The following is a 21,818-nucleotide window of genomic DNA, read 5'->3' as shown; positions in this document are numbered from 1 at the left end:
GCCTTTTGGTTCCTTTTTGGCGTTTGAAAAAGGGACTCGCCGTAAGGGCGAAACCCTAAGTGGCCGTTACCGCAGGAATGGATATACACCCAATCCAAATAAGCACCTGCAGCCCCCCCAACCTGAAGTGAACAGTTCGATCACACCAGATATTTACGAAACCACCCCAGCGTCCGCTCCCACGCCAGTTTCGCCGCCGCCTCGTCATAACGCGGCGTGGAGTCGTTGTGAAAACCATGGTTGGCGCCGGGGTAGATATAGGCTTCATAGGTCTTGCCACCGGCCTTCAACGCCTGCTCATAGGCGGGCCAGCCTTCGTTGATTCGCGTATCCAGTTCACCGAAGTGCAGCATCACCGGCGCCTTGATCCGGGGCACATCCTTGGCGTCCGGTTGCCGGCCGTAGAACGACACCGCCGCGCCCAGTTCCGGGTAAGCCACGGCGGCCGCGTTGGTGACGCCACCGCCATAACAGAACCCGGTGATGCCGACTTTTCCACTGGCGTCGGGATGCTTCATCATCCACTCGACGGCGGCAAAGAAGTCATTCATGAGCTTTTGCGGGTCGACCTTTTCCTGAAGTGCACGACCCTTGTCGTCGTTGCCCGGGTAACCGCCGACCGAGCTCAGGCCGTCCGGGGCGAGGGCGATGAAACCGGCCTTGGCCAGGCGCCGCGCAACGTCTTCGATGTAAGGGTTGAGCCCACGGTTTTCATGGACGACCACCACCGCCGCGACCTTGCCGGCGGCTTTTGCCGGACGCACCAGATAGGCCCGCACCTGCCCGTTGCCCTTGGGCGAGGGGTAAGTCACGTACTCGGCGATGATGTCCGGGTCAGTGAACTCGACCTGTTCGGCAAGGGCGTAGTCCGGGCTCAGGGACGCCAGCAATGCACTGGCGGTCAAGCCGCCCAAGGTGAACAGCGCGGCGCGGTCGAGAAATTCGCGTCGGTTGATCAGGCCATGGGCGTAGTAGTCGTAGAGTTCCAGCAGTTGCGGGGAAAAGTCTTTTGCAGTGAGACGGGTCATCTGTGCGCTTCCTCTTCGGCGGAGTGATGGCTCTTGCTGCGACATGCCCTGTGGTCAACCGAGACACTTCGCCCCGGCTTTCGCCACTTGTGCATCCTGTTCGGCCTTGACCCCGGACACCCCGACCGCGCCGATCACCTGGCCGTCGACCGTGATTGGCACCCCGCCTTCGAGGGAGGTCAGCAGCGGGGCCGACAGAAAGGCCGTACGCCCGCCATTGACCATCTCTTCATAGCCTTTGGATTCACGCCGCCCGAGGGCCGAGGTGCGGGCTTTTTCGGTGGCGATGTAGGCACTGATGGGCGACGCGCCATCGAGGCGTTCGAGGGCCAGGGGATGGCCGCCGTCATCGACCACCACAATGGTCACCGGCCAGTGATTGGCCTGGGCTTCGGTGCGCGCGGCAGCGAGTATCTGACTGACTTCAGCCTGGCTCAGGACGGCTTTGTGGTTCATGGCGTTCTCCATTGGGCGCTATTGGGACAGGGCGTCTTCGACCAGTTCGATCCAGTGCCGCACGGGGGTTCGGCCCGCGCCGTCGAGGTGCGACTGACAGCCGATGTTGGCGGTGACGATGACTTCAGGGTAGCCGCTTTCCAGGGCATTCATCTTGTTGTCGCGCAGTTGCCGGGCCAGTTCCGGTTGGGTCAGCGAATAGGTGCCCGCCGAACCGCAGCACAAATGGCTGTCGGGAACGCTGGTGAGATTGAATCCCAGGCGGATCAGCAGCTTCTCCACCGCACCACCGAGTTTTTGCGCGTGCTGCAAGGTGCAGGGGCAATGGAACGCCACGCGGTGGGCATTGTGGATGCCCAGCTGTTCCAGCGGTTCGTCGCGCAATACTTCCACCAGGTCCCGGGCCAGTGCGCTGACCCTCCTGGCCTTGTCGGCATAGGCTGGGTCGCGTTCGAGCAAATGCCCGTAATCCTTGATAAAGGCACCGCAACCGCTGGCGGTTTGCACGATGGCTTCGACCCCTTGTTCAATGCCCGGCCACCAGGCGTCGATGTTGTGCCGGGCGCGATCGAGGCCGGCGGCCTGGGCGTCCAGGTGATAATCCACGGCACCGCAACACCCGGCCTCGCGGGCCGGCAGGACACTGATGCCCAGGCGGTCCAGTACCCTGGCGGCGGCCACGTTGGTATTGGGCGACAGAGCCTGTTGCACGCAACCTTCGAGCATCAACACCTGCCGGGCATGGCGCGGTGCGGGGCGCTGCTTGGGCGCCGGGAGGTTGCGCGGCAGTTTGCTTTGCAGGGTGCCGGGCAGCAGGGCACGGAGTGTCTGGCCGCTGTTGACCAGGTGCTTGAACAGGTCCGGATGCGGCACCAGCGTACGCAGCCCCTCGCGCAACAGACGCTGGCCGATCGGACGCGGCACCGCCGCATCGACCACGGCCCGGCCGATGTCCAGCAAGTTGTGGTAATCGACCCCCGAAGGGCAGGTGGTCTCGCAGTTTCGACACGACAGGCAGCGATCCAGGTGCTGCTGGGTTTTTTCCGTGACCTCATTGCCTTCCAGCACCTGTTTGATCAGGTAGATGCGCCCGCGCGGGCCATCGAGTTCATCGCCGAGCAATTGATAGGTCGGGCAGGTGGCGTTGCAGAAACCGCAGTGCACGCAGGTGCGCAGGATGCTGTCGGCTTCTTCGGCACGGGGCAATCGGCGGGCGCGTTCGCTCAAGGTGGTCTGCATGATTCATAACTCCGCGTACAGGCGTCCGGGGTTGAAAATGCCCTGGGGGTCGAGTTGCCGCTTGAGGCTCTGATGGTAGCGCAGCAGCGCGTCGGGCAGCGGCTGGAAGGGCGTGTCCGTGAGCCCGTGGCTGTAGCAGGTGACGTGCCCGCCAGCCTCCGCGACGACCTGGCGAATGAACTTGGCCTGGGCATCGGACTTGAGCCAGCGCTGGGCGCCGCCCCAGTCGATCAGTTGCCGACCGGGCAGGGACAGGCGCGGCGTGTTGTTGGGCACGGACAGGCGCCACAGTGGCTGGTCTTCGTCGAAGAACGCCAGGCGCTGTTCGTTGAGATCGGCCCAATACGAAGGGTCGAGCACCTCGCCACCGAGGCGATCATGGGCCGCTGCCACCGAACCTTCGCCGCCCTCGAGCCGCAGGTGCAGGCGCTCACCGTCATGGCACGCGGCGCTGATCGGCAGCGGTTGCTGGCCCCATTCCGCCAGGCGCAGCAGGGCATGCTCGGCACTCATTTGCAGGCTGATGCTCAGGGCCTGCCGGGGCTTGGGCAGGACCTTGAGCGAGACCTCGGTGATCAGGCCCAGGGTGCCGTAACTGCCGGCCATCAGGCGCGACAGGTCATAACCGGCGACGTTCTTCATGACCTCGCCACCGAAACGCAAATGCTTGCCCAGGCCCGTGATCACTCGCGTGCCCAACACGAAATCCCGGACCGACCCCGACCACGGCCGGCGTGGGCCCGACAACCCGCAAGCGATCATGCCGCCGACGGTGGCGTCGTCGCCAAAGGACGGCGGTTCGCAGGGCAGCATCTGTTGCGCGGCGTCCAGCACCTTGGCCAGTTCCGCCAGCGGCGTGCCGCAGCGCACGGTAATCACAAGCTCTGTCGGGTCATAGCGGACAATGCCCCGGTGCGATCGTGTATCGAGTATTTCTCCTGCCGTCACGCGGCCCAGGAACGCCTTGCTGTTGGCGCCCTGAATGCGCAGCGGCGTGGCGTTGGCCAACGCCCGGTTGACCTGCTCCAGCAGCGCAACGCTGTCATCGAGATCAGCAGGTGGGTGCATCAGAAGCGCTCCAGGTCAGGGAAGGGCAGTTTTCCTGCGTGCACATGCATGGCGCCAAACTCGGCGCAGCGGTGCAGGGTCGGGATGTTCTTGCCGGGATTGAGCAGGCCGCCGGGGTCGAATGCCGCCTTGACCGCATGGAACAGGGTCAGCTCATCGCTGTTGAACTGCGCGCACATCTGATTGATCTTTTCCCGGCCTACGCCGTGTTCACCGGTAATGCTGCCGCCGACCTTCACGCACAGCTCGAGAATCTTGCCGCCGAGGGCTTCGGCGCGGTCCAGTTCGCCTGGCGTATTGGCATCGAACAGGATCAGCGGATGCATGTTGCCGTCGCCGGCATGGAACACGTTGGCCACCCGCAGGCCGTACTCGGCCGAGAGTTCGGCGATGGCCTTGAGCACGCCCGGCAGCTCACGGCGCGGGATGGTGCCATCCATGCAGTAGTAATCCGGCGACAGGCGGCCAACCGCCGGAAAGGCGTTCTTGCGTCCGGCCCAGAAGCGCACGCGCTCGGCCTCATCCTTGGCCTGGCGCACTTCGGTGGCGCCGGCCTGTTGCAGTACCTGGCGCACGCGGTCGCAATCGTCCCGCACGTCGGCTTCGACGCCGTCGAGTTCGCACAGCAGGATGGCTTCGGCCTCCACCGGGTAACCGGCGTGGATGAAGTCTTCGGCGGCGCGGATGGCCAGGTTGTCCATCATCTCCAGGCCCCCCGGGATGATGCCGGCGGCAATGATGTCGCCGACGGCGCGGCCGGCTTTTTCCACGGAGTCGAACGCCGCCAGCAGCACCTTGGCGGACTGCGGCTTGGGCAGCAACTTGACCGTGACCTCGGTGATCACCCCGAGCATGCCTTCGGAGCCGGTGAACAAGGCCAGCAGGTCAAGGCCTGGGGAGTCCAGGGCGTCGGAACCCAGTGTCAGATGTTCGCCCTCGACGGTGAGAATGTCGACCTTGAGCAGGTTGTGCACGGTCAAGCCGTATTTCAGGCAATGCACGCCGCCGGCGTTTTCGGCGACGTTACCGCCAATCGAGCAGGCGATTTGCGAGGACGGGTCGGGCGCGTAGTACAGGCCGAACGGTGCGGCGGCCTGGGAAATCGCCAGGTTGCGCACCCCCGGCTGGACCCTGGCGGTACGGGCGGCGGGGTCGATCTGCAGAATCTGGTTGAAGCGGGCCATCACCAGCAGCACGCCTTTTTCCAGAGGCAATGCGCCGCCGGACAGGCCGGTCCCGGCGCCTCTGGCGACCACCGGTACCCGGCGTTCATGGCACAGGCGCAATATGCCTTGAACCTGGGCAATCTCGCGCGGCAGCACCACCAGCATCGGCGTGGTGCGATAGGCGCTCAGCCCGTCGCATTCGTACGGCTTGAGTTCTTCGCGCTGGTGCAGGATCTCCAGATCGGGCAGTTGCGTGCGCAAGGCCTGCAACAAGGCGGCCTTGTCAACGTCTGGCAGAGCTCCATCAACGCGTTCATCGTAGAGAATATTCATAGTCGTTTTACGATACTCCGTTCATGAAAGCCCGGGCGATTGCCCGGGCTTTTTTAACAGAGTTGCGCGAGCAACCCGGGTGGTGCCGATCAATGGCCGCCCACCACCATATGGCTGAACGGAGCCACGTAGGCCTGCAACGTCACCAGGCCGCCGACCAGGATCGCCAGGACGATCGAGTGGAAAAACACATAGCGCAGGATTTCCCCTTCATGGCCATACCAGCGGGTGGCGGTGGAGGCGACCACGATCGACTGGGCGTCGACCATCTTGCCCATGACCCCGCCGGAACTGTTGGCGGCGGCCATCAACACCGGGCTGAGTCCCAGTTGCTCGGCGGTCACCTTTTGCAAGCCGCCGAACAGCACGTTGGAAGCGGTGTCCGAGCCGGTCAGGGCCACGCCGAGCCAGCCCAGCAGGGTGCCGAACATCGGATAGAAAATCCCTGTCGCGGCAAAGGCCAGGCCCATGGTCGCGTCCAGCCCCGAGTAGCGGGTCAGGAAGCCCAGGGCAAGCATCGCGGTAATGGTGATCAGTGAGTAGCGCACCACCCATAGCGTGCGCAGGTACTGGTGAACCAACTGCGGGATGGAGTAGCCCATCAACAGCCCACCGAGGATCGCCGACAGCAGGATGCCGGTGCCGGTGCTGGTGAACCAGGTGAACTTGTAAATCGCTTCTTCGGTTTTCGGCGCGGGCACCACGGGCGGAACCTTTTCGATCTGCTGGTGAATCGTGGTGAAGGTCAGGATCGGGGCGAAAATCGGGTTCGCTTCGCGCAGCGGTTTACCCTGGGGGTCGAGTTTGGCCGCACTGGTGGCCGGATCGATCGCCGGGCGGGTGTCGAACATGTTCTTGAAGCCTTGGGTACCCCAGGCGAAAACGAAGACGGTGAGGATGATCCACGGCATCCAGGCGCGCATCACCGCGGGCTTGGCATCGCTGGCAAAGGTGGCGCTGGCGACTGGTTTTTCGTCGTGCTCCTCGGCGATGGCCGAGTTGTCGACGCGCCCGGAGAGGGCAGCGGAGGTATGCACGCTGGCCGGTTTCCACACCTTCAGGAAGCCTGTCAGGCAGGCCATGGAGATCAGCGCGGCGATCACGTCCACCAGCATCGGCCCGTGATAGTTGGACACGATGAACTGCGGAACGGCAAAGCTGACCCCGGTCACCAGGATCGCCGGCCAGATTTCCAGCATCTTGCGCCAGCCGGCGAAAGCCCAGATCAGCCAGAAGGGCACGATCACCGAGAAGAACGGCAACTGCCGACCGACCATCATCGACAGCTCCATTTCATCGAGCCCGGTGACTTTGGCCAAGGTGATGATCGGTGTACCCAGGGCACCGAAGGCCACGGGGGCGGTGTTGGCGATCAGCGCCAGGCCCGAGGCGGCCAGCGGCGAGAAGCCGAGGCCGATGAGGATCGCCCCGGTCACCGCCACGGGTGTGCCGAACCCCGCCGCGCCCTCGAAGAAGGCGCCGAAGCAGAAGGCGATCAGCAGCAGTTGCAGGCGGCGATCGTCGGTGATCCGCGCCAGGGAGTCCTGCAGCACTTTGAACGAGCCGTTTTCGGTCGTCAGCCGATGCAGGAAAATGATGTTCAACACAATCCAGCCGATGGGCAGCAAACCGTTGGCGGCACCGTACAACGCGGCCGACCCGGCCATGCCGGCGGGCATGCCGAAGGCGAAAATCGCGATCACCAGGGCCGAGGCCAGGGCGAGCAGTGCCGCCAGGTGTGCCTTGACATGGAAGAACGCAAGGGCTGCCAGCATCACCACCACCGGCACGGCGGCCATGAGGGTTGAAAGCACCGGGTTGTTGAACGGATCGTAGATTTGCTGCCAGACCATGTTCCACCTCTGCTTTTTTGTTGTTGGGAGTGCAGCCCCTGGGGGGGGAGGTGGCCTGTAGTATAGGTGTCATTGCGCCGCTGTCAGGGCGCGGTCGCCGTCGCCTCGATCAACGCTTTGCACGCGCCTGAGCTAGCATTGCCGATAGGTCGAAACCAGCCACGGGAGGAGAGCAGCAATGACTGAGCGCCATATCGAGCACAAGGAGACGCTTTCGAACGGATGCAAAATCAAGGTCACGGCCGAGATCCTGAAGGACGGCTCGTTGGGCATGTTCATCGGTGTCTACCGACCGGATGGCTCGGCCATTGACGAAAACCACGATCCAAAACCCCATATGCTGGACATGGAAGCGGCGATGGACTGGGGGATCGACATTGCCAAGGGCATTGGCAATAGCCAGAGAACGCTGTAGGAGCAGCCGGTCGACGCTCCTACAAATTTGAGGCGTACGGGGGAAGGTTGACCTGCTCAGTAAACCTTGTAGCGAGGCGCCGGGATGCCGGTCTGGGTCGCGCTGAACAACTCTGCGCGGGCTGCGTCGTATTTCTCCCATAGCGAGAAGTCCGCCACTGACGGCCAGGTGATGCTTTCACCCTGATCAAACCCGGCCAGCGCCGCGTCGACCAGGTTTTCTGTGGTCATGACGGCTTCCTTGCGCAGCGCGGCAAGCGGAATGCCGGACTCATCCCAGATTTCCGTGGCGGTGGAGGCAGGAAGGACGACCTGAACCCTTACGCCAGTCTCCGCCAGTTCGGCCTGCAAGCCGCGACTGAACGCCAGCACGAAACTCTTGGAGCCGCTGTACACCGAGCTCACCGGCATCGCATGCACGGCCAACACCGAAGCGACGTTGATGATCACCCCTTTGTTGCGGCTGAGCATTGCCGGCAACACAGCATGGGTCAGACGAGTCAGCGCTGTGATATTCAGGGCAATCTGGGTCATGGAATCGTCAACGGACGACTCTGCGACCGGGCGCAGCCTGGCCAGGCCGGCGTTGTTGATCAGCACACGGATCGCAGGGTTGGTGGCGAGGATCTTCTCCACCTGGGCAAGATCTTGTGGGTTGACCAGGTCGGCGCGAATCGTTTTAACCACGCGGCCATGGCCGACGGAAATTTTCTCGGCCAGAGCATCAAGGCGATCCTGGCGTCGCGCCACAAGGATCAGGTCGTAACCACGGGCAGCCAGCCGATCGGCATACACCGCGCCAATACCGGAAGAGGCGCCGGTGATGAGGGCAATCTTTTGGGAGTCATTGGTGGACATGGGAATCTCCGATGCATGAGTACTCAATCAATATTGTTGAGGGCTCAAGTATAGAGGTTGAAACGTTCCGCTTGTCAATGGTTTTGCCCTCAATCATTCTAGGACGATGAAGAACTCAAAATCCTCCCTTCAAGACACCGACGACGCATCCGAACTCGGCCTGCTGGGCGAAGTGGCGTGCACCAATACCGCGTTGCGGCGAGCGGCCAGACGCCTTGGCAATCTGTATGACGAAGCGCTCGCGCCCGTTTCCCTGAAGGCCACGCAAATCGCAATGCTGGCCCAGATCAGCCGCTTTCCCGGCGCCGACGGACATGCCGGGCCCACTTTGCAGGAGCTGGCGGGCCGTCTGGCGATCCAGATGTCGGCCATTTCCCATGCGATGAAACCGCTGGTGCGCGACTCGATCGTCGAGTTGCAGCAGGACGCGCTGGACAAGCGCACCAAACATTGCGTGCTGACACCCAAGGGCGAGCAGCTTCTGGCCGATGCGTTGGTGTTGTGGACGGCGGCGAACGAGCGGGTCGAGAAAGTCCTCGGGCCCTCGTCGGCAGCGTTGCTGCGCCAGCTGGCGGACCAGATTGCCTCCGATGAATTCCTGACAGAGTTCAACCATCCGACTGCCGAGTAAAACGCTCGGCTTCCTGGCAACGCATAACTCGTGGCAGCCGACGCAGGCTGCTACGAATTATGCGTTGCTCCTTTGGCCTGTATTTCATCTCTGATCGTCGTGCAATGTGGTTGCATTATAGAACCTGAATTGATACAACTTTAGTGGTTTCATAAATAAACCACTTGGTGGGGGAGGATGTTCGCCATGCAGCAGCCAACAGCATTAATCGTCGGGGTGGGTTCTGAGCGGGGTCTGGGCGCGGCGATCTGCCGACGTTTCGCCCATGAAGGCTTTCATGTCCTGTCCGTCGGCCGCACGGGGGCGAAACTGGACGCCGTCGTCAACACCATCACGCAACGAGGCGGCAGCGCAGAGGCGGTGGTTTGCGATGCTACCGACGAGCGCGAAGTGTTGCGGCTTTTCGAGTACGCAATGCGGCCGGTTGCGGGTCGTGAAGCGCCCAGCGTGGTGATCTTCAACGCGGGTAATAACGCCCATATTCCACTGCGCGAAGTGAGCGCTTCGCAGTTCGAGGCGTTCTGGCGCGTGGGCTGTTACGCTGGCTTTCTGGTCGGTCGCGAGGCGGCGCGTCATCTGGTTCCCAGGGGCAGCGGCAGCATTCTCTTCACCGGTGCATCGGGCAGCCTGAGGGGACGGTCCGGTTTCGGCCATTTCGCCGCCGCGAAATCCGGGCTGCGGATGCTCAGCCAGAGCATGGCCCGGGAGTTCGGGCCCCAGGGGATCCACGTTGCACATGTGGTGGTCGATGGAGGTATCAATGGCGAGCGGCTGCGGGTGCTCAGGCCTGAGGTGGTGGCCGAGCGCGGCGAGGACGGATTGCTGGATGTCGATGCCATCGCCGAAAACTACTGGCACCTGCATCGGCAGCCCTTGACGGCATGGACGCAGGAACTGGATTTGCGGCCGTTCAAAGAACACTTCTGAATTCACCACACGATTGGCCTTGCAGGGGATGGGGACAGGATCCCTGGCTTCGCCGTGGCCGCTCAAAACACATAGGTAAGATTCATGGTTTCAAGCACGTTAGACAGTGAAGGCGTCGCCCACTATTCGTGGTTCGGCGTATTGGCCATTGCGCTTGGCGCGTTCGCTTTGGTAGTCACCGAGTTTCTCCCGGTGGGACTGCTGCCGGGCATCAGTCGGGATCTGGGAATCTCCGAAGGCACGGCCGGCCTTGCGGTCACCGCCACCGCGCTGCTGGGCTTTCTCGCGGCGCCGATCACCGCCATGTCGATCGGTAAAACCGACCGACGCCTGGTGCTGTTGGGGCTGACCGTGCTCCTGGTTATTTCCAGCGTCATGTCGGCGCTGGCCAGAAACTTCGAAATGCTGCTGATCGCTCGGGCCATTCTGGGGGTGGGCGTCGGTGGTTTCTGGGCGATATCAATTACCGCGGCGGCGCGTCTGGTGCCGGACGATAAGGTGCATTGCGCGTCTTCGATCGTGTTTGCCGGCATCTCCATCGGCTCGGTGGTGAGTGTTCCTGCGGGTTCCTACATCGGTGCGCATTATGACTGGCGCATCGCGTTCATGGCCGCCAGCGTGCTGGCCTTGGTGGTATTGCTGATCCAACTGGTCGCGCTGCCGAAAATCCTGATCGACCATGGCATCAAGCTGAGCAATTTCTTCGGACTGCTCAAGTCGGCGAAAGTCCGGGGCATCTTCCTGGCGGTGATTTTCATTGTCGCGGGGCAGTACTGCGGGTACACCTTCGTCACGCCGTATCTGGAACAGGTCACCGGGGTCGATACCAATGTGTTGAGTACGCTGCTGTTCATCTACGGTGTGGGGGCGGTGGCCGGCAATTTCCTCGGCGGCTCGTTCGCGGGGAAAAACCTGCAACTGACCGTGGTCGCGACCGTCGTCATCTTCCTGATTGCGCTGATCTGCATGGCGGCGCTCTCCACCCATGTGGTCGTCGTCACCCTCAGTTTGATTGTCTGGGCCATTTCCTGGGGGATGGCACCGGTGGGCACGCAATTGTGGCTGTACAATGCCACGCGCCATGACCCGGAAGCGGCACAGGCGGTCAATACCAGCGTGTTCCAATTGTCCATCGGGTTGGGTTCGCTGATGGGCGGGGCGGCGGTCAATTCCATGGGGCTGCACAGCTCGATGTGGCTTGGTGCTTTGGTGCTTGCATTGGCCGTGGCAACGGTATTGCTGGTGGGACGAATGGATCGTCGGGGCTGACAAGCGACACGACGTCATGGATGTACCCCCACCTCAATGTGCCGAAGGCTGCGATCCTTTGATCCTGAATTTTAAAAGCAAGATCAAGGGATCGCAGCCTTCGGCAGCTTCGGCGTGGCTGAGTTTATCGCGAGCAAACCTTCCCTACAGCCCGATCACCTCCGGAACCGGAAAGCCCGCCTTGCGACATTCCTCAAGGTAAAGCGCTGTGATAAACGACGTATCCCAGATGCTTTCGACGTTATCCTGCTCGTCGAGATTCAGGTTGGCGCCGTTGATGGCAAACCACACCTCGGTCGGTTCAGTGTTGCTCGCCGGCACATGCAACGTGTGCATCGAGCCGGCAGGTTCATAGAGATAGGAGCCGGCGATATTGACTTGCGGATACTCCAGGTACTTCCAGCTGCCGGAAAAAGTCACGGCGTATACGTCGCCGGTATGTTTGTGCCGGGGTATGGTCAGGCCCGGGGCGAAGCGGGTCTGCACCACCCACAGCCCGGTGTCGGCATTTACCTGAAGCAGTTTGAATTCAAGACCTGCAATCAAGGTGACGTAGGGCAGGTCATCCCGGCCTCGATGATGAGTCTCGGGGTGTTTGTCGGCAGTGTCGGAGACGATGGCATGCATGATGATTTCCTTGTTTTTGGAATTGTTCGCAACTGCAAGCACCGCTGTGTAATCCGCGGTGCTCACCGACGCGTCAGGCAAATCTCGGTTTACTGTTGGTTCAGCTTGGCGACGTGATGTCCCAGGCGATATTCGTAATCACCTTCCTGTTGCAGGCCCTGGTCCAGCGCTTTGGCGATCAAGCGTTGCGTGTCAGGCCAGGTGGTAGTGCCGATGAAAGCCTGGTTGGAGCCCCAGCGATCAGCCTCGGTTGGCACTCCGGCGCGGGCGTTCACGGTTTTCTTCGCCAGTTCCAATGCATCTTTGCTGAAGCTGGCGATGCGCTGGGCCAGGTTGTCGACAAATGCATCGAGCTCTGCATCCGGCATCGAGCGATTGACCCAGCCGTATTTCTCGGCGGTGTCGGCGTCGAAATCGTTCGAGCCAGTGATGATTTCCAGCGCGCGGGAACGACCGGCCAGGGCCGACAGCCACTCGGTAGCGCCGCCGCCAGGCACCACACCCACGCTGACTTCAACTTGGGCCAGCACGGCTTTTTCACGGCTGGCAAAACGCATGTCGCAGGCCAGGGCCAACTCACTGCCATGACCGCGGGCGCGGCCTCGGAGCTTGGCGATGCTGACGACGCGGGACTGGGCGAGGTGGGTGACGAAGGCTGGCCATTCGGCAAATTTTGCCGAACCTGGCATGTCCGGAATAACCTCGCCACGCACCAGGTCGTAGTGAGCGACGAAATAGTCAGCGTTCGAACTTTCGAACACCACGACCTTGAGCTCATCGTCTTGCTCGATGCGGTCCATCAGCACGCGCAGTTCGGCAAACATCTCAGGGTCATAGAGGTTGATCGGCGGGTTGCCGATCACCACGCGCCAGTAGCCAGAAGAAACTTTGGAGATCGTGAGGCGGTTGTGAGTGCTGGACATCTTTGCTGATTCCTGTAGAGCGATAGGTTCACGTGCAACCGAAGCTGCACGCATCTGGTCTTATAACGAGACCAGATTCACCCTAGATTAGCTAGTTCAATAATGCAACCACATGTGCTCGATGATTTTTCAGCTGCGCTTTTCGAAGCAAGAGGACGCCACGTAGCAGAGCGGTGCCAGGTTGCGTGGGCCATTAGTCAGTTTTATCATGAGACCCATTTTTTCCACCTCCCGGCAATGCCTTTCCAGCGTTGCCAAGCCGACAGGTCGACCCGTGAAACGAAAAAGCCTTGAAGATTCACCCTGCGCGATTGCCAGGGCCCTGGATACCATCGGTGACTGGTGGACGCTGCTGATCATGCGTGACGCGTTCGAAGGCATCACCCGTTTCAACGAATTCCAGAAGAGCCTGGCGATCCCCAAGAACATCCTCTCGGTCAGGCTAAAAGGCCTGGTTACCCGGGAAATTCTTGAAGTGCAGCCGGCGTCCGACGGCAGCAATTACCAGGAGTATGTGCTCACCGATCTGGGCAAGGACCTGTTCCATGTCATGGTCGCCTTGCGCCAGTGGGGCGAACGCAATCTGTTTGCCGAGGGCGAGGGGCCGGTCGCAACCTTGGTCGACAGAGAGCGCGGACGCCCGGTCGGCACACTTCAGTTGCCCTCCGACGATGGCAAGGCACTGCAATTGGCCGACACGCTGGTGGCCTATTCCAGGTAGGCGGCACGGCCTTCGGCACTGTTGAACAACCTGCATTTCCAAGCTGCATACACTTCACTGCTCTTTGAACAGGGGCTATGTGAAACTCTTCGGACTAATTACAAGACCGTTGCAGCTGTGGAGTTTGTTATGAGTTCGTTCGTTGATGATTTTGATGCTGTGGTTGCCTCGCGCAGGGCTGTGCGGGCTTTTTTACCGACGCCCGTTTCGAGGGAGTTGATCAATGAAGTCATCGATGTTGCTCGTCTGGCACCCAGTAATTCCAACACCCAACCGTGGTCCATCCATGTAGTCAACGGCGAGCCCAAGCGAGCCTTGAGCGCCTTGCTGGCAACTGCCCACGCGGATCCGCTCGCCGACCCGCTGCTGCACCTGCCCGATGATCTGGCGCAGAAGTACCGCGACCGCCAGGAAAATTTCGGCGCCCTGTTCTATGGCCTGCATCAGATCGACAAGTGCGACAACAATGGCCGGGCGCGAGTGAGCGGACTGAATTTCGAGTTCTTCGGCGCCCCCGTCGGTCTGATCTTCACCATCGATTCGAACCTGAAGAAATACAGCTGGCTCGACTACGGTCTGTTCCTGCAAACCCTGATGCTGACGGCACGCTCCCGTGGCCTGTCGACTTGCCCACAAGTGTCGTTCGCTCGATTCCAGGCGTTGATCAAAGACTTTTTGCACCTGGACTGCGGGCAGGAAATCGTCTGCGGCATGTCGCTGGGTTATGCCGACGAGACGGCACCAGTGAACTCCCTCCGCATGCCGCGGGAGTCATCCCACGCCTTCACTCACTTCCTGGGCTTCGATCAGTAGTCCATTTTCGGGACGCCACGCTCTATCGAGTCAACGGCGTCCCCCAACACGGCAGCACGAGGTGTACATCAAGATGGCAGTACGAGTTCTGGCCATATCCGGCAGTGCCCGCAAGGGTTCGTTGAATCAAAAACTTCTGAATGTTGCAGTGCAGGGCGCATTGGCCGCGGGCGCTGAAGTGACAGTGGTTTCGTTGAGCGATTATCCGTTACCGTTTTTCGACAGCGAGCTCGAAAAGGAGCAGGGCGTACCGACCCATGCCCTGAGCCTGCAGAAACTGTTCCGTGAGCACGATGCATTGCTGGTGGCTTCTCCGGACTACAACGGCGGCTACACGGCATTGTTGAAAAACACCATCGACTGGATGAGCCGGCCGACCGCGGAAAAAATCTCCGGCCTGGCTCTGTTCGCCAATAAGGCTTCAGCGGTGATATCGGCATCGCCTGGCCCCATGGGCGGCATCCGTTCGATGCTGGCCATGCGTGGTGTTCTGGAAAAGCTCGGCGCCGTGCTGATCCCGCAAACCTTCACCCTGGGAATCGCACACCAGGCCTTTGGCGAGAATGACCAGTTGAGCAATCCGCAGGTGGACAGTGAAGTGAAGGCCATCGGTGCGGCGCTGGTCCGGTTCTCCGGCGCGCTTCGCGCAGCCTGACCTGACACTGAGCAAGGACGTTGCCACGAACGGACTTGCTCAGCCCTGCAAACGGGAGATTTCATCCGCCGCCGCACTGATCTGGCCATGCAGCCAGCGTTGCGCCGGATCGTTGTCATTGCTGCTGTGCCAGATCATGTCCAGCTGTTGGCGAGCCACAGGGTAGGGCAATGGCTTGATCATGAAGCCCAGGGTTCTGGCGAATGTCCGGGCCAGAGGGCGCGGTACGATCGCCAACAATTCACTGCCTTCGAGCAGCATCGGCAACGCCAGGAAATGTGGCAGCACGATCTGCCTTCTCACCGATAATCCCGCCTCTGCCAATGCCTGCTCCAGGGCATTGCGATCATACATTTGCGCCTGTCGCGCCAAGCCTCTTTCAAGGATGTAACCACTGAGCAACCCTTCGCCTTCGCCGCCCAGGGAGACCACTGCCAGCGGATACTTGACCAGATCCTCGAGCCGCAGCGTTTTATCGCCGATCGGATGCCCGCCACTACAGATGAACACTTCGTCCTGAGACAGCACAGGCTTGCTGCGAAACCGCTCCGGGGCGCTGCGAAAGGTGCCGATGGCCACATCGATCCGACCGAGGTCGATCTGCTCGGCGAGGTCCAGGCGAGTCGCCGGGGTGATCGACAGATCGATGCCCGGTGCCGCCGCCGATAACTGGCGGTTGAGTTGCGGCAGCAGGGTAGCCGAGACGTAGTCGTTGGCGGCGATTACAAAGGAACGGCACACGGTTTGCGGCATGAACGAAGACGCGGTCTGGGTCAGGGTCTTGCTCATGCTATGCAGCGCCGCGCGCAATGGGCCGCTGATTTCGATCGCATAGCTGGTGGGGGTCATACCTTTGCCGGTGCGGACAAAAATCTCCTGGGCCAGGCCCTCGCGCAAACGCGACAGCGCATGACTGACAGCGGACTGACTCAGGTGCAGGCGTTGGCTGGCGCGAAGCACGCTGCGCTCCTCCATGACAGCATCGAAGACTCTGATCAGATTCAAATCCAGCTTATCGAAAGCAATCATGGTGGAATATTCCGTAAGGCGCGGGTTAGCTAATAATTTGAGTTCATAAATCAAGCATTTGCAAGCGAGTATCGTGGCTCGCCAGTCTTGAATATTGTGCATTGAGACACTGCAAAAAGTTCGCTTTTTGCCCGCATGCAAATATGGGAGAGTGTAAAAAACCTAAAAGCAGTGGGCGACTGATAAATGAACCAGCGTGATGAATTGATCAATCTTTGCATTGAGTTTCTGGCCAAGGTCAAAGATAAAACCGCAAGCAACAATCTTGAACAATGGCTCAACGATACTTATGGACCAGACAGCGAAACCTACCAGCGAATTGCAGAGCTGGTTATTGAAGGCGTGGCCCAAGGATGGGCGGCCAACGCTGAAATCAGCGGCCCCAATTACCGCCGCAGTCGTTTGTGTGAGCCATGTGCGGAAACGTTCTACTTCAGCATCACCACGGTTTTCATGGACAGCAAGGGTTACGAACTGGATAACGAACAACGCACTTTCCGCGGCGACTATCACCAACACCCCTACGGTGAATTGAACATGGTCATCCCGCTGGATGAAGGTGCCGTCCTGGCCGGTCCACGGGGTTGGCAGGGTGCCGGATGGACAGCGCCATCGCCTGGCAGCCATCACTTTCCAGAAGTGAAGGGCGGTGCTTTGATCGCCTTCTTCTTCCTGCCCGCCGGGCGCATTTCCTATGACTTTCCCGCTCAGGCCAGTTGAATGGAGGTGGTGTATCGGTTTTCGCAACCGCAACTGAAGTGGAATTCATACAGCTATTGGCGCTCGTCGATGGCTGAGATTCACCGGGACTGGTTGTTTGACCGCAGTTCACTGACGCGTCGCCTCAGAACGCTGTCCGACGATGAGTTCGAAGTGATTCTCCTGCGTGAAACGACGGGACCGATCTTGCCGCAAGAATGCCGGGTTCTCGGACTGCGTCTCGGGGTCATGGGTTGGATTCGCGAGGTTTACCTGGCGGGTTTCGGTCGGCCGTGGGTGTATGCGAGATCGGTGATCAATCATTGTGATCCTGAAGATAATGATTCAGCCTTACTTCAACTCGGCAATGTTCCGCTGGGAAGTCTGTTATTTGGCGAAAAACCTTACAAGCGCAGCGAAATAGAAGTTTGTCGTTATCGCGATGCCTGTAACGCCAGCAGTCGACCGGCTTATCCGTTATGGGCCAGGCGCTCTGTGTTCAGTCGTGAACAAACTCGCGTCCTGGTTCATGAAATGTTCTTGCCAGCACTATGGGAGGAGTTGAGTTAAACCAGCACCCTCAGCAATACCAGCAAAACTGAAAAGCCAATTTTAATAAAAACAAATAGGTATCCAGATGAGCGCTTATCAATATGCGCGCAGATTTTCCCTGCGCGCCACGTTTGTAGTTTCCACATCCGCCGTGAGTGTTTATTGCGGTTGTGCCAATGCGGTTGATGCTTCGCCAGGAGCCTATATACCTATTCCCACCGGCAGTAATCTTGCGATGCTGTACCTAGGTGGTGGCAAGGCCGACGAGTTTCAGCCGGTGCATGGCAAGGCCATCAGCAAGGGCACCGAGCTTAAATCCAGAACCGGACTGGTGCGCCTGTTTCACATGTTCGAATTGGCCGAACACCGGGTGCAACTTCAGTTCGGGTTACCTTTCGGCAGCCAGGACCTGAAACTCAACGGCACGAAAATCGGCCATGAAAGTGGCCTGGGCGACTCCTACATGGCGGTGACTGCCTGGTTGGTCGACGACCCCGCGCTCAAGCGCTACTTTTCGGTGACCGGGTTCGTGGCGATTCCCACCGGTTCCTACGAAAACAACCACTCGTTGAACATGGGAAACAATCGCTACGCCCATGCGGTCTCGCTCGGGTATGCAGAAAGCTGGGGGCGCTGGCGGCTGGAGCTCAACCAGGACGTGACCTGGTATGGTGACAACGACGAGTACGGCCCGGCCAAGCGCAGACTCAAGCAGGACCCTACCTACAACTTCCAGCCGTGGCTGAGCTACACCTTCGACAACAAGGTCACGACCTCGGTCGGGGTGGCCCGTACCTGGGGCGGTGAGTCCAGCGTCGAAGGCACCGAGACCGGCCGGCGCACGGACTATCTTCGCGCGCGGGCAGGTGTGGGATATTGGGTAAGGAAGAATGTGCAGCTCTATACCGAGCTCAATCGAGACCTTGAGGTGAGGGGCGGGTACAAGTTTGACTACACCGGGTTTGTGAGGGTGGCTGTGCTGTTCTAGCGAATGGTGGAATCGGTTTCAAGTTTGCGTCGGGTGTCAGGGTTCCGATCTCATTGGAACCATGCCCCGGCGCTTTTTATTGCGCGCAATTCCTGTGTCACACCGGACCACTGTGGGAGCGAGCCTGCTCGCGAAGAGGTAGGTACATCCAACCTCATTGTTGACTGACCTGGTGTCATCGCGGACAAGTCGCGCTCCCACAGGGATTGTTGATGTACGCGATATTTGTATTCACACCGGACCACTGTGGGAGCGGGCTTGCCCGCGATGAGGCCGGCACATTTAACCTCGATGCTGAACGACACGACACGACACGACACGACCCGACGCGTTCGCGATCAGGTATGTGCTTTGCTTTGAAACAAAAAGGCCCACCGAGTAAACACTCGGTGGGCATTTGCGGATCAGGCGATGGGGAGGGGGGTGTCAGGCGTTCAGGTCGTGCAGTTGAACTGCAGCGGGTTCCCTCGCTCTGCGCTGGGTGACAGCCGCGACTGCCAGCAAGGCGATCATGCCGGGGACGGCGCACAGGATGAAGTTCAGTTGCAGGGACAGGTTCAGACTCAGCATCAGACCACCCAGGGCCGGACCTGCGATGCCGCCCATGCGCCCTACCGCAGAGCACCAACTGATACCGGTCGCGCGAATGTCGGTAGGGTACTGCTGCGCGGCGAACGCGTGGATCACCGACAGGCTACCAATGGTGGCCGCGCCGGCCAGCATCAGCATGATGTTCAACAGCAGCGGCCCGGGCTTGATCCCCAGGATGATCAGCGACACCACCGCCAGCGTCAGGCACATCATCAGGGTCGGCTTGGTGCCCCAGCGATCCGCCAGCCAGCCGCCACCTAATGCGCCGATGATCGAACCCAGGTTCATGGTGATCAGGAACATCAACCCCGACACCAGCGGATACCCGCCCGCGACCATGATTTTCGGCAGCCAGGTATTGAGGCCGTACACCATCAGCAGGCACATGCCAAAACCCACCCACAACATCAACGTGCGCAGGGCGCGGCCCTCTGTGAACAAACCGGAGACAGGCGCAGATATCCGCTGCGTATCAAGAGATGGCCAACGTAGTGTGCTGACATCGAGCCCCGGCTGAATCCGGCGCAACAGGGCTGTCGCAGCCACCTTGTCACGTACCACCAGATACGGCAGGGATTCCGGCAGGAAACGGTACATCCAGGGCAGCGTCAACAACGGCAGCCCGGCGATGATGAAGGTCGATTCCCAGCCAAAACGCGACAGTACCAGCAGTGCTACAAGTGCCGACAACAGCGCGCCCAGCGAGTAGCAGCCGAGCATCACCGTGGTCATGATGTTGCGTCGGGACTTGGGCGCCATGTCGTTGATCAGCGCGACGATATTGGGAATGGTGCCGCCCAGTCCTATCCCGGTGATGAAGCGCAATACCGCGAAGCTCCAGGCATCCCAGGCAAAGGCATTGGCGAAGGCCGTCAGGCTGCCCAGGGCAATCGCCAACAATATCACCCGTCGGCGGCCGAAACGGTCCGCCAGCGGCCCCAGTGTCAATGCGCCGAACATCATCCCGAATAACGCCGCACTGCCCATCCACCCAGCCTGCACCGCCGGCAATTGCCACTCCTCCATCAGGTGAGGCACCACTGAACCGTAGATGACCAGGTCATATCCATCGAACAACATGATGAAGGAACACCAGAACAGCAATCCGAAGTGGAAACGGTTCATGGGCGCGGTTTCAGCGACTTCTAGTGCGTCATGCGTAGCCATAGGAATATCTCTTGTTGTTGTAATTCACGCATCTGCGCTCGAACCAGGCCATGCGCGTCGTCTGCCAGGCAGTAATCAGCGCTCCGGGGGCATGGTCGGCCCAGTCTAAAAATTATCCTTTCATGCAACCAATCAATATTTGATGATGGCAACATAGACAGTATTTATAGAGGTCGGGAGTAGTTGATGAGCGCCTTTGATTTGAATCTGATCCCCATGTTCGTGGCGCTGCACGAGACCGGCAGCGTCACCGCGACGGCCGAACGCCTGCACGTCACGCAACCTTCCATCAGCTACGCGCTGGGCAAATTACGCGAGCAGTTCGACGACCCATTATTCATTCGCAACCGCAACGGCATGCAGCCCACCCGGTTGGCCAACGCGCTTTACGCGAGCTTCAAGGAGGTGGCGCAGAACGTCGATTCAGCCATCACCCAGGCGCGCAAATTCGATCCCGCCAGTTCCACGCGCAACTTTCGCCTGGCCTTGTCGGACATGGGCGAGGTGGATTTTCTGCCCAGGGTTCTGGCGCATCTCAATCAGGTGGCGCCGCTCATTGAACTGGAGGTGATATCGCTGAATGTGGAGCTGGCGGCGCAGTGGCTCAACGAGGGGCATGTCGATGCGGTGATTTGCAGTCGGGTTCTGGCGGGGGCGGGTATCACTTATCACCCTGTGCTGTTGGAGCACTATGTGTGCCTGCTGGCGGCCGATCATCCAAGGGTGGCGGATTCACTGAGCATGGAGCAGTTTTGCACCGAGCCCCACGTACTGGTGAATAGCACGTCGGGGCACAAACTGGCGGAGGAAGTGTTGAAGACGCTGAACATCAAACGCCGCGTGCGCCTGCGACTGCCGCATTTTTCGGTGTTGCCGAGCATCCTCCCCGGCACCGAGCTGCTGACGGTCCTGCCATCGCACATTGCCAAAAGCTTTTGCCGCCATCCTGTGACTGGTCAGTTGAAGGTGCTGGCGCTGCCTTTCAAGGTCCCTTCGTTCCCCGTGAACCTGCATTGGCACGCACGAAGCGATCAGTCCACCGCCCTGAAGTGGTTCTGCGAAGAGCTCATGACGGCATTGAAAGACATGAAAGCGTGATCAATAGCCGCAAGTGTATTGTTCCAAGGGCTCGATCTGTTGGGAAAACGGTGGGCACCGCGGGGCGTCAGGTGCCCCGCGTCATCGTTGACCTCCATCGTCGGAACGCCGCCCGGAGCAAGCTCGCTCCTACAGGCGTGGCGTTTGTTAGTGCTTGAACATCACATGCCGCACAACGGTGTAATCCTCCAGCCCATACATCGACATGTCCTTGCCATACCCGGACAGCTTCTGCCCGCCATGCGGCATTTCGCTGACCAGCATGAAGTGCGTATTCACCCAGGTGCAGCCGTACTGCAAGCGCGCCGACAGGCGATGGGCGCGGCCGACGTCGGCGGTCCACACCGAGGACGCCAGGCCGTAGTCCGAATCGTTGGCCCAGCCCAGCACCTGCGCTTCATCGCTGAATTTGGTCACCGACACCACCGGCCCAAAGACTTCGCGGCGGACGATTTCGTCATCTTGCTGTGCGTCGGCCAACACGGTCGGTTCGAAGAAGAAGCCATTGCCCTCGACGGCCTTGCCCCCGGTGACCAGGCGAATGTGCGGCTGCGCCACGGCACGCTCGACGAAGCCGGCCACGCGGTCGCGGTGCTGCGCGGTGATCAGCGGGCCGAGCTCGGTGGCTGGATCGTCCTGCAGGCCGTACTTGATGCTGCTGACCGCGGCGCCGAGTTTCTCGACGAATTTTTCGTAGATGCCGGCCTGGGCAT

The 21,818-nt window shown here is 60.4% G+C and carries 23 protein-coding genes; 11 read left to right on the top strand and 12 right to left on the bottom strand.

From position 1 onward, the window contains the following. Nucleotides 1-140: 140 nt before the first annotated feature. From yghX to PMI35_RS02000, 6 genes are all read right to left on the bottom strand, one after another. Complete coding sequence (gene yghX / locus PMI35_RS01975) at nt 141-1,028, bottom strand: YghX family hydrolase (protein ID WP_008065924.1); 888 nt, start codon at nt 1,026-1,028, stop codon at nt 141-143. A 54-nt stretch (nt 1,029-1,082) separates the two neighbouring features. Next, a complete protein-coding gene (locus tag PMI35_RS01980) occupies nt 1,083-1,484 on the bottom strand; it encodes a heme-binding protein (protein ID WP_008065923.1) in 402 nt (133 codons plus the stop codon). Between the two features lie 18 nt (nt 1,485-1,502). After that, a complete protein-coding gene (gene glcF / locus PMI35_RS01985; protein WP_008065922.1) occupies nt 1,503-2,723 on the bottom strand; it encodes a glycolate oxidase subunit GlcF in 1,221 nt (406 codons plus the stop codon). Between the two features lie 3 nt (nt 2,724-2,726). Further along, nucleotides 2,727-3,791: a glycolate oxidase subunit GlcE gene (gene glcE / locus PMI35_RS01990; protein ID WP_008065921.1), complete on the bottom strand. Its 1,065-nt coding sequence runs from the start codon at nt 3,789-3,791 to the stop codon at nt 2,727-2,729. Next, on the bottom strand, nt 3,791-5,290 hold the full coding sequence (gene glcD, locus PMI35_RS01995) for a glycolate oxidase subunit GlcD (protein ID WP_008065920.1): 1,500 nt from the start codon (nt 5,288-5,290) through the stop codon (nt 3,791-3,793). The genes glcE and glcD overlap by 1 nt, the downstream gene beginning before the upstream one ends. A gap of 89 nt (nt 5,291-5,379) precedes the next feature. Continuing rightward, nucleotides 5,380-7,143 carry an L-lactate permease gene (locus tag PMI35_RS02000; RefSeq protein ID WP_008065919.1) on the bottom strand — a complete coding sequence of 588 codons (1,764 nt, stop codon included), beginning with the start codon at nt 7,141-7,143 and terminating at the stop codon, nt 5,380-5,382. Between the two features lie 178 nt (nt 7,144-7,321). Between PMI35_RS02000 and PMI35_RS02005 the strand changes: the two genes are divergently transcribed. Further along, nucleotides 7,322-7,558, top strand: coding sequence for a hypothetical protein (locus PMI35_RS02005; RefSeq protein WP_008065918.1), 237 nt, complete (start codon nt 7,322-7,324; stop codon nt 7,556-7,558). A 56-nt stretch (nt 7,559-7,614) separates the two neighbouring features. Here PMI35_RS02005 and PMI35_RS02010 read toward each other — a convergent pair whose 3' ends face one another. Beyond that, the gene (locus PMI35_RS02010; protein ID WP_008065917.1) at nt 7,615-8,415 is read right to left on the bottom strand and encodes an SDR family NAD(P)-dependent oxidoreductase; all 801 of its coding nucleotides are present in this window, start codon (nt 8,413-8,415) and stop codon (nt 7,615-7,617) included. A 106-nt stretch (nt 8,416-8,521) separates the two neighbouring features. On the opposite strand from PMI35_RS02010, the gene PMI35_RS02015 reads away from it, so the two are divergent. From PMI35_RS02015 to PMI35_RS02025, 3 genes are all read left to right on the top strand, one after another. Beyond that, complete coding sequence (locus PMI35_RS02015; RefSeq protein ID WP_008065916.1) at nt 8,522-9,046, top strand: MarR family winged helix-turn-helix transcriptional regulator; 525 nt, start codon at nt 8,522-8,524, stop codon at nt 9,044-9,046. Nucleotides 9,047-9,232: 186 nt separating this feature from the next. Beyond that, a complete protein-coding gene (locus tag PMI35_RS02020) occupies nt 9,233-9,973 on the top strand; it encodes an SDR family NAD(P)-dependent oxidoreductase (protein WP_008065915.1) in 741 nt (246 codons plus the stop codon). A gap of 84 nt (nt 9,974-10,057) precedes the next feature. Beyond that, nucleotides 10,058-11,242: an MFS transporter gene (locus PMI35_RS02025; RefSeq protein ID WP_008065907.1), complete on the top strand. Its 1,185-nt coding sequence runs from the start codon at nt 10,058-10,060 to the stop codon at nt 11,240-11,242. Between the two features lie 144 nt (nt 11,243-11,386). Here the strand turns inward: PMI35_RS02025 and PMI35_RS02030 are convergent, their stop codons facing one another. Then, nucleotides 11,387-11,869, bottom strand: coding sequence for a 2,4'-dihydroxyacetophenone dioxygenase family protein (locus PMI35_RS02030; protein WP_008065905.1), 483 nt, complete (start codon nt 11,867-11,869; stop codon nt 11,387-11,389). A gap of 89 nt (nt 11,870-11,958) precedes the next feature. Next, nucleotides 11,959-12,792 carry an enoyl-CoA hydratase/isomerase family protein gene (locus PMI35_RS02035; RefSeq protein WP_008065901.1) on the bottom strand — a complete coding sequence of 278 codons (834 nt, stop codon included), beginning with the start codon at nt 12,790-12,792 and terminating at the stop codon, nt 11,959-11,961. A 274-nt stretch (nt 12,793-13,066) separates the two neighbouring features. Here PMI35_RS02035 and PMI35_RS02040 point away from each other — a divergent pair, with 274 nt between their 5' ends. The 3 genes from PMI35_RS02040 to PMI35_RS02050 all read left to right on the top strand — a co-directional run bounded on the left by PMI35_RS02040 (nt 13,067) and on the right by PMI35_RS02050 (nt 14,981). Beyond that, a complete protein-coding gene (locus PMI35_RS02040; RefSeq protein ID WP_008065900.1) occupies nt 13,067-13,513 on the top strand; it encodes a winged helix-turn-helix transcriptional regulator in 447 nt (148 codons plus the stop codon). 129 nt (nt 13,514-13,642) lie between these two features. After that, a complete protein-coding gene (locus tag PMI35_RS02045; RefSeq protein WP_008065899.1) occupies nt 13,643-14,326 on the top strand; it encodes a nitroreductase in 684 nt (227 codons plus the stop codon). Nucleotides 14,327-14,399: 73 nt separating this feature from the next. After that, the gene (locus PMI35_RS02050; RefSeq protein WP_008065898.1) at nt 14,400-14,981 is read left to right on the top strand and encodes an NADPH-dependent FMN reductase; all 582 of its coding nucleotides are present in this window, start codon (nt 14,400-14,402) and stop codon (nt 14,979-14,981) included. Between the two features lie 39 nt (nt 14,982-15,020). Here PMI35_RS02050 and PMI35_RS02055 read toward each other — a convergent pair whose 3' ends face one another. Continuing rightward, nucleotides 15,021-16,010, bottom strand: a complete 990-nt coding sequence (locus PMI35_RS02055; RefSeq protein ID WP_008065897.1) for a LysR substrate-binding domain-containing protein — start codon at nt 16,008-16,010, stop codon at nt 15,021-15,023. A gap of 186 nt (nt 16,011-16,196) precedes the next feature. On the opposite strand from PMI35_RS02055, the gene PMI35_RS02060 reads away from it, so the two are divergent. The 3 genes from PMI35_RS02060 to PMI35_RS02070 all read left to right on the top strand — a co-directional run bounded on the left by PMI35_RS02060 (nt 16,197) and on the right by PMI35_RS02070 (nt 18,249). Continuing rightward, nucleotides 16,197-16,730 carry a 4-hydroxylaminobenzoate lyase gene (locus PMI35_RS02060; protein WP_008065896.1) on the top strand — a complete coding sequence of 178 codons (534 nt, stop codon included), beginning with the start codon at nt 16,197-16,199 and terminating at the stop codon, nt 16,728-16,730. Nucleotides 16,731-16,799: 69 nt separating this feature from the next. Continuing rightward, the gene (locus PMI35_RS02065; RefSeq protein ID WP_157295832.1) at nt 16,800-17,279 is read left to right on the top strand and encodes a chorismate--pyruvate lyase family protein; all 480 of its coding nucleotides are present in this window, start codon (nt 16,800-16,802) and stop codon (nt 17,277-17,279) included. Nucleotides 17,280-17,496: 217 nt separating this feature from the next. Beyond that, complete coding sequence (locus tag PMI35_RS02070) at nt 17,497-18,249, top strand: transporter (RefSeq protein ID WP_032832155.1); 753 nt, start codon at nt 17,497-17,499, stop codon at nt 18,247-18,249. Between the two features lie 426 nt (nt 18,250-18,675). Here the strand turns inward: PMI35_RS02070 and PMI35_RS02075 are convergent, their stop codons facing one another. Next, nucleotides 18,676-20,007 carry an MFS transporter gene (locus PMI35_RS02075; protein ID WP_008065893.1) on the bottom strand — a complete coding sequence of 444 codons (1,332 nt, stop codon included), beginning with the start codon at nt 20,005-20,007 and terminating at the stop codon, nt 18,676-18,678. Nucleotides 20,008-20,193: 186 nt separating this feature from the next. On the opposite strand from PMI35_RS02075, the gene PMI35_RS02080 reads away from it, so the two are divergent. Beyond that, on the top strand, nt 20,194-21,105 hold the full coding sequence (locus PMI35_RS02080; RefSeq protein ID WP_008065892.1) for a LysR family transcriptional regulator: 912 nt from the start codon (nt 20,194-20,196) through the stop codon (nt 21,103-21,105). 147 nt (nt 21,106-21,252) lie between these two features. Here PMI35_RS02080 and PMI35_RS02085 read toward each other — a convergent pair. Further along, nucleotides 21,253-21,818 (bottom strand): aldehyde dehydrogenase family protein (locus PMI35_RS02085; protein WP_008065879.1); only part of this gene is annotated, 566 nt, incomplete at its 5' end.

This window comes from Pseudomonas sp. GM78, from assembly GCF_000282475.1.
Taxonomy (GTDB): domain Bacteria; phylum Pseudomonadota; class Gammaproteobacteria; order Pseudomonadales; family Pseudomonadaceae; genus Aquipseudomonas.
Note: the sequence above shows the minus strand (reverse complement) of the source record. Positions and strands in the feature narration are given on the sequence as shown.